The 13,564-nt window shown below is 49.1% G+C and carries 10 protein-coding genes; 6 read left to right on the forward strand and 4 right to left on the reverse strand.

What is annotated here, in order from left to right:
- Nucleotides 1–54 precede the first annotated feature (54 nt).
- The 5 genes from EBA_RS11560 to treY all read left to right on the forward strand — a co-directional run bounded on the left by EBA_RS11560 (nucleotide 55) and on the right by treY (nucleotide 6,031).
- Nucleotides 55–333, forward strand: coding sequence for a hypothetical protein (locus tag EBA_RS11560; protein WP_192374858.1), 279 nt, complete (start codon nucleotides 55–57; stop codon nucleotides 331–333).
- Nucleotides 334–408: 75 nt separating this feature from the next.
- Entirely contained in the window at nucleotides 409–558 is a 150-nt protein-coding gene (locus EBA_RS11565; RefSeq protein WP_192374859.1) for a DUF3096 domain-containing protein, read from the forward strand.
- 29 nt (nucleotides 559–587) lie between these two features.
- Entirely contained in the window at nucleotides 588–1,157 is a 570-nt protein-coding gene (locus EBA_RS11570; RefSeq protein WP_192374860.1) for a BON domain-containing protein, read from the forward strand.
- Nucleotides 1,158–1,233: 76 nt separating this feature from the next.
- Nucleotides 1,234–3,087: a malto-oligosyltrehalose trehalohydrolase gene (treZ, locus tag EBA_RS11575; protein WP_192374861.1), complete on the forward strand. Its 1,854-nt coding sequence runs from the start codon at nucleotides 1,234–1,236 to the stop codon at nucleotides 3,085–3,087.
- Nucleotides 3,088–3,160: 73 nt separating this feature from the next.
- On the forward strand, nucleotides 3,161–6,031 hold the full coding sequence (treY, locus tag EBA_RS11580; protein ID WP_192377264.1) for a malto-oligosyltrehalose synthase: 2,871 nt from the start codon (nucleotides 3,161–3,163) through the stop codon (nucleotides 6,029–6,031).
- A 211-nt stretch (nucleotides 6,032–6,242) separates the two neighbouring features.
- Here treY and EBA_RS11585 read toward each other — a convergent pair whose 3' ends face one another.
- Nucleotides 6,243–6,749: a hypothetical protein gene (locus EBA_RS11585; RefSeq protein ID WP_192374862.1), complete on the reverse strand. Its 507-nt coding sequence runs from the start codon at nucleotides 6,747–6,749 to the stop codon at nucleotides 6,243–6,245.
- A 1,174-nt stretch (nucleotides 6,750–7,923) separates the two neighbouring features.
- Here EBA_RS11585 and EBA_RS11590 point away from each other — a divergent pair.
- On the forward strand, nucleotides 7,924–8,271 hold the full coding sequence (locus EBA_RS11590; RefSeq protein WP_225616175.1) for a hypothetical protein: 348 nt from the start codon (nucleotides 7,924–7,926) through the stop codon (nucleotides 8,269–8,271).
- Between the two features lie 10 nt (nucleotides 8,272–8,281).
- On the opposite strand, the gene EBA_RS11595 is transcribed toward EBA_RS11590, so the two are convergent.
- The 3 genes from EBA_RS11595 to EBA_RS11605 are packed head-to-tail and all read right to left on the reverse strand — an operon-like array spanning nucleotide 8,282 to nucleotide 13,365.
- Nucleotides 8,282–9,025: a hypothetical protein gene (locus tag EBA_RS11595; protein ID WP_192374863.1), complete on the reverse strand. Its 744-nt coding sequence runs from the start codon at nucleotides 9,023–9,025 to the stop codon at nucleotides 8,282–8,284.
- A 40-nt stretch (nucleotides 9,026–9,065) separates the two neighbouring features.
- A complete protein-coding gene (locus tag EBA_RS11600; RefSeq protein ID WP_192374864.1) occupies nucleotides 9,066–11,552 on the reverse strand; it encodes a GGDEF domain-containing response regulator in 2,487 nt (828 codons plus the stop codon).
- Nucleotides 11,553–11,568: 16 nt separating this feature from the next.
- Nucleotides 11,569–13,365: a PAS domain S-box protein gene (locus EBA_RS11605; RefSeq protein ID WP_192374865.1), complete on the reverse strand. Its 1,797-nt coding sequence runs from the start codon at nucleotides 13,363–13,365 to the stop codon at nucleotides 11,569–11,571.
- Nucleotides 13,366–13,564 lie beyond the last annotated feature (199 nt).

Below are 13,564 nucleotides of genomic sequence, written 5' to 3' on the forward strand. Positions count from 1 at the left end.
TTAATAAGATTTGTTCTGTCAACGTTATCGTTTTCCCTAAAAGGAGAATGCACCATGTCGACTCATAATCATACCCGTCGAATATTTTTGCACGGCTTGCTCGCTGCCGGATGCGTACAGTGCCTACCTCGTTTCGGCTTTGCTGAAACCGGCAAGATGAATAAAACCCAAGCAAAATATCAGGATAAACCGAAAGGCGATCAGCAGTGCAGTAACTGCATGTACTTTATCGCACCCAGTGCCTGTCTGGTAGTCGATGGCAATATTAGCCCTGATGCTTGGTGTAGCCTCTGGATTAAGAAGCCTGCTGAAGAGCCAATCGGCAAAATTTGACAGCCGGTAACCGCGTCGCACATCGACGGGGATGAGCGACGACGCGTTCCCATTCGGCAAACCAAGGATCATCTCATGAGAATAAACCTGTCTTTGAACAATATGGAACCGCTCTTGGCCTTGGTCGCCGGATTTCTGATTTTGATGATGCCGGAACTTCTAAATCTTATCGTGGCGGTTTATCTGATCGTGAGGGGCTCTCTGGGATTACGCTCCAGATTTTAAGATATTTCTTAAAGATTATGGAACCAAATATGAAAACCAAATACTTGGCTATTTTTGCATTGATGTTGTCATTGCTAGGCTTCACGGCGACTGCAAACGAGAAACACAACGAGCAAACATCGGATGCCTGGCTGAAAGCAAAAATCGTGACGACTTACGCCTTGAGCGAGCACCTGAATCCTTTCGCTATCGACGTCAATGTAAAACGAGGCGCAGTCACCTTGACCGGTACCGTGGAGAGCGACATTGCAAGCGATCTGGCCGGTGAGATTGCAAAAGGCATCGACGGCGTGAAGCAAGTCGACAACCAATTAAGAGTCAGCGCCGCAGCTCAACGTCATACCGAGCAAGCTTCATTCATGCATTTCGTGGACGATGCCAATATCACCGCCAAAGTCAAATCCCAACTTTTGCTGAATCCGAACGCGCATGGCCTGAACATCCATGTCAAGACCAAAAATGGCGTGGTGTTCCTTGAAGGCCAACTGAGTTCTGAAATAGAGGCCGATTTGGTCCGCCAAATTGTCCGTAATACGAAAGGTGTCATGGATATCGAGGACAATCTGACCGTAGCGGAAAAACAGCCGGCCACACCATGAAGACCTCGCCTGGACGTGATTCCTGTCACCGACGTAGCGAAAGCTGCCACATGACACGGTAGATTGAGACCGGCGCATGTCCAGTGTACATCGCTCGCATCCCATGCCTTTCGGCACCCGCATACTGGATGACGGCAGGGTCAATTTCCGTTTGTGGGCACCTGGCGCGGATAAGGTCGAATTGTGCCTGCAAGGTTTTGCGCCCGAACTCAAGCTGCCGATGGCCGCCGAGGACAATGGCTGGTATGGCATTACTACCGGTTTCGCCAGCAGCGGTTTTTATTACCAGTACCTGATTAATGGCGAACATTATGTGCCCGACCCGGCCTCCCGTTATCAACCTGAGGATGTCAACGGTTCCAGTCAAGTCATCGATCCCGAAGCATGGCAATGGCGGGATGACGACTGGAAAAGCCTACCCTGGGAAAAGGTGGTGTTTTACGAGCTGCATGTGGGCACCTTCAGCGAGGAAGGTACTTTTGCAGGGGTAAAGCAGCATCTGGACCATCTGATCGAATTGGGTGTCACCGCGATACAGTTGATGAGTATCGCCGACTTTCCGGGGCGGCGGAATTGGGGCTATGACGGCGTGCTGCTATTTGCGCCCGACAGCAGCTATGGAACACCCGACGATCTTAAAGATCTCATCGAGACCGCACATGCCAAAGGTTTGATGATTTTTAACGATGTGGTCTACAGCCATTTTGGCCCCGAAGGCAATTACCTGCATCTGTATGCGCCGGCTTTTTTTACGGATCGTTATCATACGCCTTGGGGTGACGCGGTAAATTTTAAAGCCTCGCGTCATCACTGTGTGCGCCGATTTTTTATACACAATGCCTTGTATTGGCTGGAAGAATATCATTTCGACGGCTTACGCTTGGACGCAGTACATGCCATATTCGATGATTCGTCGCCGAACATACTGGAAGAACTAGCTGAAGCCGTCCGACTCGGACCTGGAAATGACCGCCCCGTCTATTTGGTACTGGAGAACGACCACAACGCCGCCCGTTATCTCCGATGCGAGCCCTACGCTCCGATCTGCCATTTCGATGCGCAATGGAACGACGACATTCATCACGTACTGCATCTGCTGCTAACCGGGGAGACCGGCGGCTATTATGGCGACTACAAACAGCAGCCTTTGACCCATCTGGGCCGTTGTCTGACCGAAGGTTTTGCCTACCAAGGTGAGGCATCCCTTTACCGGGACGGAAAACCCAGAGGCGAACCGTGCCGGGATTTGCCGTTGGCGGCTTTCGTGTCTTTTCTACAGAACCACGATCAAGTCGGAAACCGGGCGCTTGGCGAACGCATCTCAAATCTTTGTGCACCGGAGGCATTGCGGGCGGCAACGGCTGTTTTGTTGTTAACACCCTCGCCTCCCTTGTTGTTTATGGGCCAGGAATGGGCATGCAGCCAACCGTTCACCTATTTTGTGGATTTTCCTGAGGAGCTGGGCAATAAGGTTTCAGAGGGCCGCTTGCGGGAATTCGCCGAATTTCCGGCATTTAGCAGTCCTGAATCCCGCCAAAAAATTCCGCTGCCCACGGCCGCCGCCACCTATCAACTAGCCAAACTGGCCTGGGACGAATTGAGCCATGAACCGCACCGGCAATGGTTCGAATATCACCGCGAGTTATTACGGCTTCGCAATCGCTATATCGACCCCAAGTTAAATGGCCTTACCGGCGGACAAGCCGATTACCGCCTATTGAGCGACAGAGCGTTAACCGTGCAATGGCAGTTGAACGATGGCTCGATTTTAAAGCTGATTGCAAATCTAGGTAGCGAACCTGTCAGCGTCGATTTTTCCGGCGGCGGAAAGCTGTTGTTTTCCAGCAATGCCGAACTGGAAAACACACTACGCCAAGGCGGCATGGAACCCTGGTCGATCTTTTTATATTTACAGGAATCCGAAATATGACTAACGCGGCAGCCACTTTCTGCTGTTTGCACTGGGTATGACGGAACCCGCCAAATAAGGGGAAGCGACGGCCATTCCGGTTTCAACTTATCGACTGCAATTTAACAAACAGTTTACTTTTGCCGAGGCCACCCAATTTGTCTCCTATCTTCACCAATTAGGCATCAGCCACTGTTACGCATCCCCTTACCTGAAAGCCCGCCCGGGCAGCAATCACGGTTACGATATCGTCGACCATAACCAACTCAATCCGGAAATAGGCAGCGAAGCGGATTTTGAGGCGCTGATCGCCGAATTACGGCAGTACGGCATGGGGCTAATCACCGATATTGTGCCAAACCACATGGCCATTATGGGTAGCGACAATATCTGGTGGCTGGATGTATTGGAGAACGGCCAAGCGTCTTACTATGCCTCGTTCTTCGACATCGACTGGCAGCCTGTCAAAAAAACCTTGCAACATAAAATACTGCTCCCGGTACTGGGCAGTCACTACGGCAACATTCTGGAGCAACAGGAACTGACACTGAGTTTCGATGTGGAACAGGGCGAATTCAGCATCTATTACTATCAACACCGTTTTCCGGTCGATCCGCAAACTTACCCCTTAATCCTGAGTTCACAACACGAGTGGTTATCGAACGAGTTCGCCGCCGACGATCCGGTGTTTTTGGAATACCAATCCATTGAGAACAGTTTCAGCAAACTACCTTTACGCACCGAAACTAAAGAGGAAAAAACGGAAGAACGCAAACGGGACAAAGAAGTTTTTAAAAAACATCTGGCCCGGCTGTGCGCGGACAACCCGGCGATCATCCGCTTCATTAGCTTCCGTACGGCGGAATTCAAACGGGTAGCGGGTGAAAACGGGCAAATGCACGCCTTACTGGAACAGCAAGTTTACCGGCTGGCCTATTGGCGGGTCGCCGGCGATGAAATCAATTATCGGCGCTTCTTCGACATCAACGATCTGGCCGGGCTGCGTATTGATGACGAAAAAGTCTTCGAGGCGACACACCGATTTATCCTGTCGCTGATTGAACAAGGTAAAACTCAAGGGCTGCGTATCGACCACGCCGACGGCTTATACGATCCGGTCGCCTATTATCAACGCCTCAACCAAAAAATCACGGCCCTGTTAAATCTAAACGACGATCAAGGGCTGCCGCCCATCTATATCGTCGCTGAGAAAATTGTCGCCAACTATGAGTATTTATCCAGCAATTGGCCGATACACGGCACCACCGGCTATGAATTCGCCAATATCGTTAACGGCGTTTTTATCGATGGCGTTGCGGAAAAACCGTTGCTGCATTGCTATACGCGTTTCATCGGCCATTGGCAAGATTTTGAGGAACTGGTTTATCTAGCCAAAAAACATGTGATGAATACTGCGCTCGCCAGTGAATTGAACGTACTGGCTAATCAGCTAACCAGAATAGCCGATGTCAGCTCAAAAACCCGCGACTATACGCTTAATGCGTTGCGAAACGCCTTGTTGGAAGTGGTGGCCTGTTTTCCGGTTTATCGCACTTATATAAATAGTCAAACCGTCAGTAAAGAAGATAGCCAGTATATTAACTGGGCCGTTACGCAAGCCATGCATCGAGTCGGGTCGGCAGATAAGAATGTCTTTTCGTTTATTCGGGATATTCTGCTGCTGGATCACGGCAAAGTGGTTCCGGTTAAAGATTTGTTGAAATTTGTTATGAAATTTCAACAATATACCGCACCGGTGATGGCCAAAGGCCATGAAGATACCGCTCTTTACCAATACAACCGGCTCATTTCTTTAAACGAGGTCGGCGGCGATCCGCGGCGTTTTGGCTATTCGGTGAATGCCTTTCATCATTTCAATCAGGAACGACTAAAAAAATGGCCGCACACCCTGCTGTGTTTATCCACGCACGACAGCAAACATAGCGCTGACGTGCGGGCAAGAATCAATGTATTAAGTGAAATACCGGCACAATGGGCGGATGCAATTCGGCGCTGGCGACAAATGAATAAACCCCAAAAAACCAAAAACAAGCGCGCGGTCATTGCTCGCAACGACGAGTATCTGCTCTATCAAGTGCTCATCGGCACCTGGCCGTTAAAGAACCTGGATGACAGTGCGCGAAGCGAATATCGTCAGCGCCTGCAAAACTACATGATAAAAGCGGTACGCGAGGCGAAAGTGCATACCTCGTGGCTTGATCCCAGTGAAGATTATGAACAAGGAGTGATGCTTTTCATCGAACACTGCCTGGACAACAATATCAGCCAGCGCTTTTTACAGGATTTTTGCGAGTTCGAAGCCAGGATCAGAAAACCGGGTTTGTATAACGCCCTCGCCCAGACCTTGCTGCATTTAACTGCACCAGGCGTGCCGGATATTTACCAAGGTCATGAACTTTGGCAATTTACCTTGGTTGACCCGGATAATCGCCGGCCAATCGACTTCAACGAAAATAGCCGATTATTGATTGCTCTCGATACCGCTCTGGCGTTGCCGGGTTGCAATCGAGCGCGCCTCATCGAGTCGTTATTACACAACATGGACAATGGCCTGATCAAACTGTTTGTGGTGCTGCAAACTTTGCGCTTCAGGCATCAATACCCGGCATTGTTTAAAAGCGGCGATTACCTGAAAATCAATATTCACGGCACGGCAAGCGATCACCTGCTGGCATTTGCCAGAAAAGATCGGGAACAGTTTGTCATTATCGTGGTTCCCCGGCTAATAACTCAGTTACTGAACAACCAGTGTGGCGAGCCTTCATCTGTTTGGGAAGACATTTGGCTCGAGTTACCGAATCAGGCGCCCAGTCTTTATCTAGAACTATTCAGTCAAACACGCCTTGCGACTGAACCTGCGGGAGACTATGTGCAATTTTTTATAGGCGACAGTCTGAAAATATTTAATCTCGGCCTATTCTCAGGTACTGCGGGTGACAATTAACCTCTCGTGCAAACCAAAAAGCGCTAGTCTGATTAAACGCACCCCATTTCCGCACTCACACTTGGCTTGTTAGACAGAACAATAGCGATACAAGGCTCCAATCTAATGTATGCGTAGAGAAAAATGCTTGGTTATACATTCTTGTGCGAATCGCAAAAGAATGGATGGAGTCAAACTCCATCCAGCCCAGAAACCCTATATAGACAGGGAACTAAACAACATCTTTACGCCGCCCCATGTACAACATGCCCAGCATAGCACTGGTCATTAACCATGCTGTGGCCGGAAGAGGCACTGCGGAGACGCCGCCTTGGTCAGCTGCTGGTTGTATGTCAACGCCAAACAGGAAGCTTAGATTATTGGTAATCATGTTAGGTTTTACAAAACTCAACATGTACATATTCGGAGTGCCCAGGCCGATATTACCTACTTCACTAGCCCAACCGTTTGAAGTCAACATACCAAGTTTAAAAGGGCTAGCAGACGAAAAACTGCCTACACCGGTAAACGTGTACACAGGCGCATCAGCAGCCAAATTGGCGTTAGCTGCAAAAATACCGAAGGTCTCACTGGAAGGAAATGGGAGCGACCCAGAACCGAAGGAGAGAAAATTGCTATCACCATCAGTAGATTCCCAAACAATGCCTGCCGAACTCACAGTCGAAACTGCAAATAGGCAAACAGCAAACCAAAGTTTTAAAGATAAAAGCGTTTTCATGGATTTTCCCCATCTATAGTTACATTTACAATTGGCTTTCCTTTAGCCACCTTTTACTCTGAAGCCCACATTGCAGAGCAATATCGGCTTTAGCAGAGTTTTTTCTGCTTACGTTAACCGTAAAATCACGCAAGCTTCTATTACTGGAGATTCAAAGCTCTGAAGACGACAACGTTAAATACCTAACCACTAATGCGGCGACAAATTAAAACCGAGTAAATGACAAACTATGACCGGCACTTCAATTAAAGCCAGTTATAACTTATTAAAATCTCTAGTTATCATATGCACTCGTACAGCTAGGAAAAATTTAATAGAGTGCATAATAAAATAAATTAACCATGACATTTTGTTTAGAAGTTAAATAAATTATTTAACAAGATAAAACTGATTAACCGTATCAAAGCAAATATTAAATACCTATAATTTGCTTTGAAAACCATTCCTCATAACTAAATAATCCGACATGAATCCAGCTTTAGCTATAGGTTGATTAAATCCCATAACAATCTAGGGATAAATCCGTATGGATACGTAAGTAAATTTACGTATGGAGGGTTCTACACATTCACGAATCATCGGATTTTGTAGGTAAATCGCCAACAAAGGGCAATACTTAGGCGCGACTACGGGATCTAGTCAGTCATGATTAGTGAGATACGATGGTTAAAAAAGAGCCCAAAGCTCCCTTGAAATAGAAAGATACGGAGGAACGATTACCGAGGGGGATTTATAGTCCCGAATGAAGAGAGCAAGCGCTTAGGTTTTACCAAAAAGAACGGCCCGCCATTCCGGAATTAGCAAAGCGGCTGTCACCAAAGCATATGGACGTTGGCCATTCAAAACCCAAAAATACGTAGTTCTACTACTTGAGTAGATCCACAGCAAGGCCTAAGCTGGCGCATGAGCCAGTCCCACGGCTTTACTAGTTTTCCATTGTTCCAAGCTGTCTTTCAATGAAATTTGTCAGGGAGAATTCCATGAACAAGCACTTACAACTTGTCCGCGACTATCATGAGCGATTTGCGATAAAACAATCCCATTATCCGGAAACCGCTCCGCTCTCCGACATGGACATCGTCATGTATCAAGCTTTGTTGATGGATTCTGGCAGCGCCACGTTTAAGGCCATGACGTCGGGAGATCTAGCTAAATACTGGCTGGTTTGGTCGATTTGGCCTATGCCGCACTCGCACCTATCGCCTGCCGCGGTGACGATGTCGTCTCCACGTCGGTTACGTGGCGCCAGGACGGTTCGGTGGTGTCGGTTGTAAAAGTGCTTTGCGACAAAATCAGCCTCTGCAGCACCGGCGAGACTGCCCATTATTCGACGCTCTACAATATTTGTGAGCAACTGTCGCGTGGGTTTATTAATGCCGATTTCGATAAAGCATTTGAATTAGTGCACAGGCATTTGATGCTTCAGCCGCCTCCTCTTACAGAAGATCAAAGTTACGCGGCCCGTATCGTTCGGGCCAGCCTGCCTGTTCCGCCGGACTTGAGCGAAACACTTTATGAATAAAATATGTCAGTCATGTTTCCGTATACTTGCGGATGGCTTGTTCGAATTCCCATTGGCAAAACAGCGGCATTTCATGGCCAAATGAGGCATCGTGGCTTAAAGTCCATATATTGGGAATGCACCATCGATCGAATACCCGTACCCCGTCGTCGCCAAACTGCCCGTAAAGTATCGTCATACTGCCTTCGTCTTCAACCCCATGGTTTTCAACCACCATTTTGAATAATAGGCCCATTACCAGTAACACATCGGCATATGACATTTGCACTTTAAGCTTAGCCGCGTAGTAATTATCTCCGGTATAGAAAGTCGGTTCGGTTTTTACGCAATCGAGCACATCATATTGACATTCAAGTTTATTCAGATACCGACCCAACAGCTCGCTAGTTACCGCAAAGGTAGCGTTGAAATCCACAAAGAAAAAAAAGCGAAACGCGGTTCGCTTAACCAGCCTCATAAGCTTATTATCTATCCAGGGTATATACGCAGCTGTCTTTCTTAAAGGATCGATATAATGTTCGCCAATCAACAATTCTTCATCGGAAAACTCATAAACTTTAAACTCGCATGGAAATATATTTTTTATTTTTCGCCAAAAATCTTCAATATTTTCCCGGTCAACAACAAACGAATGGTAGCGTTTGTGTAATTTCATGGATTCGCATGGCAGATCAATCATGATTATTTCTGCTTCGGATATATTAAGCTGGTATGTGTTATCGTCATAGACAACCCATAAATACGCTTTTTCCACGGTCAGCCTCCTGATCGCTACAAAAAATAGCCGGATCGCCTCAGTTGTAACGATGTAGTTGCGTCTTGAATTGAGTCGCTTTAAATTCGTTTTCCAGCGTTGCTGAAGTTTCCGGTCGGCTGAAAATATAACCCTGTAGCGAATCGCAACGCTGTTTGCTAAGGAAAGCCAACTGCTCTTCGGTTTCCACGCCTTCCGCAATCACATTGAGTTTTAACTCATGAGTCAGTGCAATAATCGCGCTGACCAGCGTCCGGCAGCCTTCGTCGTTGGAGATGTCGGCCACGAAGGTTTGGTCGATCTTGACGCTTTGTACCGGAAATCGCCTGAGGTAGGTCAGACTGGAATAGCCGGTGCCAAAATCGTCGATACTCAATGTAACGCCGAGTTCACGCAGTTGTTGCAACACCTTCAAGGTGTTTTCCGGATCTTGCATGACTGCAGACTCGGTGATTTCCAGTTCTAGTGCAGACGGATTAAGCCCGGTTTCCACCAGCGTCTGTTTAACGGTTTGGTAGAGATTGTTTTCTAAAAACTGCCGTGCCGATAAATTGACCGCTACTGCACTGAATGGCCCATCATGTTCATGCCAAGATTTGACTTGTTTGCAAGCGGTACTTAATACCCAGGCACCAATGGGTACGATCAAACCAGTCTCTTCGGCAACCCCGATAAATCTGTCCGGGTAAACCAGCCCCCATTCCGGATGCTGCCAACGAACCAAAGCTTCGACGCAGGTTGCCAGCCCGGAGGCTAAATCAATCTGCGGTTGGTAATGTACCCGCAGCTCGTTATTGGCCAATGCCCGGCGTAAGCCGCGCTCGATGGTCATGCGCTCCAGCGATCTTTCCGTCATCGCCAAGGTATAAAATTGATAATTGTTTTTCCCGCGTTCCTTGGCTAAATACATGGCCGCATCGGCATTCATCAGCAAGGTGTGACTATCCTTGCCGTCATCTGGGTAAATGCTGATGCCGATGCTGGCCGTCACCACGATATTGTTACCCTCTAGCGTGTAAGATTGCGTGAGCATATCGATAGTCTTTTCGGCGACCCTGGCAGCATCGTCGATTTTGTTAATATCACTCAGTAGGATGATGAACTCATCACCGCCCAACCGAGCCAGAATATCTTGTGCCCTAATCGAGGTCCGCAATCGGTCGCTAACCGACTGTAGCAGCAAATCTCCTAGCCTATGGCCCAAGGTATCGTTGATCAATTTAAAACGATCCAAATCCAAATACATCAACGCTAATTTCGTGTCGTAACGCTGCACAGCTGCCAAAGCTTTGGTTAGGCGGTTATGGAACTGCTCCCGGTTCAAAAGTCCGGTTAAGGGATCGTGATTCGCTAAGTACAGCAATTGCTGCTCGGCAAACTTGCGGTTGGTAATGTCCTGAATTTGCAAGATGAAATACTGCGGCTCGCCATCCGAATTGCGGACCAAGGACCCGCTTAACAAGGCCCATACGACTTTACCGACGATTTTATGGTAACACTCAATCTCGATTTGAAATGATGGCAACTCATCGGCCAATAATTGCCTCAGGCGAAGCGCCATGGCGTTATCCGTATTCTCCGCATGCGTCAGCATTTGTAGATTCGCTTGCAATAATTCAGGTTTCGAATAACCGAAGATGTCCATTAACGAGTTGTTGACTTGCAAAAATCCGCCGTCTAGTGCAATCAATGCCATGCCGATAGAGGCTAAGTCGAAGGCGCTATGAAAGCGCTCCTCGCTCTCGCGCAGTAACTTCTCCATGCGCCGCCGTTCGCTGATGTCGCGAAACACCATCACCGCGCCCAACAAACTTCCGTCATCATCCAGAATGGGTGCCGCGCCATCTTCCACCGGAAATTCGTGACCGGATTGATTCACTAGCAGCGTGGCGCAATCCATACTGGTAACCTGGCGGCTCTTAAGTGTTTTCGGCACGGGGTTTTCCATAACTGCGCGATTGCTTTGGTTAAGCAGCGTCATTAGTTGCTCGACGCTGGTGCCCTTGGCGTGCTCCAGGTCCAATCCGATCGCGGCCTCGGCCACCGGATTCATGAAGCGAATGTTACCTGCGCCGTCGGTTGCAATCACTGCGTCGCTAATACAATGCAGCGTTTTGGCAAACCATTGCTCGCTATCTTTGAGTTTTTGTTCCAACTGGCGCTTATAAAGTGCAACTTCAATCGACGCGTGCAATTCGTCGGGGCGGAACGGCTTGATCAGATAGCCGTAGGCACCGGTGGCCTGCGCGCGTCGCAAGGTATCGGGATCGCTATAAGCGGTCAGGAAGATTACTGGAATGCGCAAGGTCTCGCTGATCGCATGCGCCGCACTGATGCCGTCCATCTCGCCTTTAAGTACGATATCCATCAACACCAGATCAGGCTGGCTCTGTTCGGCCAAGGTAATTGCTTGCCCGCCCGAAAACGCGGTGGCGACCACTTCGTAGCCGAAGTCTTCCAGCTGCCTGCGAATATCCATGGCGATGATGCCTTCATCTTCGACAATCAGAATCTTGCTGTTCGGCATGGCAGGGTCCTCCCGATCAAAGTATTTCGGCGAAACGCAGCGTAAAGGCGGCGCCATGGCTACGCTCAACGGTCATTTCCCCCATTAACTGGTTAGTCAGGGTGTGGACCAACTGTAGGCCCAAGGAAGTGCTATGGTTTATTTCGAGTTGGTCAGGAAGACCGATACCGTTATCGGCAATCACCAACATCAGTTCGCCTTGGCTGTGAGTAAAGCTTATGTCGACTTTCCCGCAGCTATCGCCGGGAAATGCATGTTTCAGCGCATTGGACAGCAGTTCGTTGATGATCAGCCCGCAGGGAATCGCGGTGTCGACATTCAGATACACCTCGTCGACTCTTAGATCGACAGCGATTTTGCTCGAATGCGTTCCATAGCCGAACAATAAATGGTCGACCAAACTGCGAATATAATCTTTGAAATCGATCTTCGCCAGATCCTTGGAGTGGTAAAGCTTTTCGTGCAACAGGGCCATGGCTTTTATCCGGTCGGCACTCTGCTTCAACAAATCGCCGGTCGTCTCGTTTTTGACATTGCCCGCCTGCAAGTTGATCAGACTGGACACTACCTGCAAATTGTTCTTGACCCGGTGGTACACCTCCTTGAGCAATACTTCTTTTTCGTTGAGGGCTTGCTTTAATTTATCGCTAGCGTTCCGGCGCTCGGTAATATCGATGATGGAACTTAGCACGATGATACCGTCCTCGTCATCAATCAGCCCCAGGCCAATTTCGACGGGGAATTCGCTGCCGTCTTTACGCAGACCGAACAGCTCCCGGCCTTCGCCCATGGGCCGGGATACCGGAGCGGCCAGATAAGCCTGGCGAAAACCGATATGCGGACCGCGAAATCGCTCCGGCACCAATACCTCAACAGCCTGCCCGATCAGCTCATCGCGCGAGTAACCAAACGATTTCTCGGTTTGAACATTGATCATCACAATGGTGCCCAACTCGTTAACCATCACAATGGCGCTGGGCGCGGATTCGATGGCTTGGCGAAACCGGTGCTCCAGCTTTTTATGTTCGGTGATATTTTCGTGCATCACGATGGCCTTACCCATGGCTTGATCGGAAAAAGGTACCACTTTACCTTCAAACCATCGCCGCCCGGTCCGCGAAGCATAGGAGTATTCCATAGCGAAGGCCGTTTGCGTACCGTTCAGCACCGACCGCACGCCCTGAATAAAACCTTCGGCGCCGAAATGGCGAGCCAAGCCCCCTTCCAGTAGTGACAAATAGTTTTGGCCGATCGGCAAAGTCTGTGGTCCGACGCTTTTCGCAGCTTCAATCTCCGCCCAGGGCCTATTGCCGGCCAAGATAGTGCCGGCCGCATCGAGCACGCAAAACTGAATCGGTAGTGCACTGACGACGGCATGGATAAACTGTTCCGACGCTTCGGGCGAGTTTGGCGGCTTTTTCATTGGGCTAGCCGCCAGCAGATAACCTGCCTCGAGGCCCTGGGACTCTGCCAAAGAGAACACGGAGAGTGCTACCGGAATGCGGCTATTGATTTTGCCGTTATAAGTCCATTCGCAGTGCTCACCGCAAATTAAACTCAGGGCTTGCAGACTTTCCGCCGTCGTCCTTTCATGTAGCGCGATGTCTTTTTCGGCAAGGTCGGTAGCATCGAAGAAAAACAAAGGCGTGAGGATACCGACCACTTCCGTCCGGTTGTAACCCAATAGCCGTTCAGCGGCCGGATTAAATGCCTGAATAATGCCTTGGCTGTCGGTGGCCATCACGCAGACATCTTGTGCATCCAACACCGCCAGTAGCAATGGTGCCGATGCAGCTTGCAGCAAGTCTGACATTTCTATCCTCCTTGGCCCGTTCACAGATGTTCGTTGCGGCGTTTCCTAGCCGCCAAGTTAACCCGCAGACGCAAACTTACCTAGCGCGGCTTTCACCAGCATAAGCCTCCCAGATGGGGCCATCAAGTACGTACGTCTACCTATGTGCCCACAGAAATGACTTTATTCCCCCCTCAGCCCTTCACCTGCTGCCACCTCG

The organism is Methylomonas albis (assembly GCF_014850955.1).
Taxonomy (GTDB): Bacteria; Pseudomonadota; Gammaproteobacteria; order Methylococcales; family Methylomonadaceae; genus Methylomonas; species Methylomonas albis.

What these genes read in the sequence shown, in the direction of transcription:
- EBA_RS11560 (WP_192374858.1), top strand. Translation starts at nt 55, where the DNA reads ATGTCGACTCATAATCATACCCGTCGAATATTTTTGCACGGCTTGCTC.
- EBA_RS11565 (WP_192374859.1), top strand. Translation starts at nt 409, where the DNA reads ATGAGAATAAACCTGTCTTTGAACAATATGGAACCGCTCTTGGCCTTG.
- EBA_RS11585 (WP_192374862.1), bottom strand. Translation starts at nt 6,749, where the DNA reads ATGAAAACGCTTTTATCTTTAAAACTTTGGTTTGCTGTTTGCCTATTT.
- EBA_RS11570 (WP_192374860.1), top strand. Translation starts at nt 588, where the DNA reads ATGAAAACCAAATACTTGGCTATTTTTGCATTGATGTTGTCATTGCTA.
- treZ (WP_192374861.1), top strand. Translation starts at nt 1,234, where the DNA reads ATGTCCAGTGTACATCGCTCGCATCCCATGCCTTTCGGCACCCGCATA.
- EBA_RS11600 (WP_192374864.1), bottom strand. Translation starts at nt 11,552, where the DNA reads ATGCCGAACAGCAAGATTCTGATTGTCGAAGATGAAGGCATCATCGCC.
- EBA_RS11605 (WP_192374865.1), bottom strand. Translation starts at nt 13,365, where the DNA reads ATGTCAGACTTGCTGCAAGCTGCATCGGCACCATTGCTACTGGCGGTG.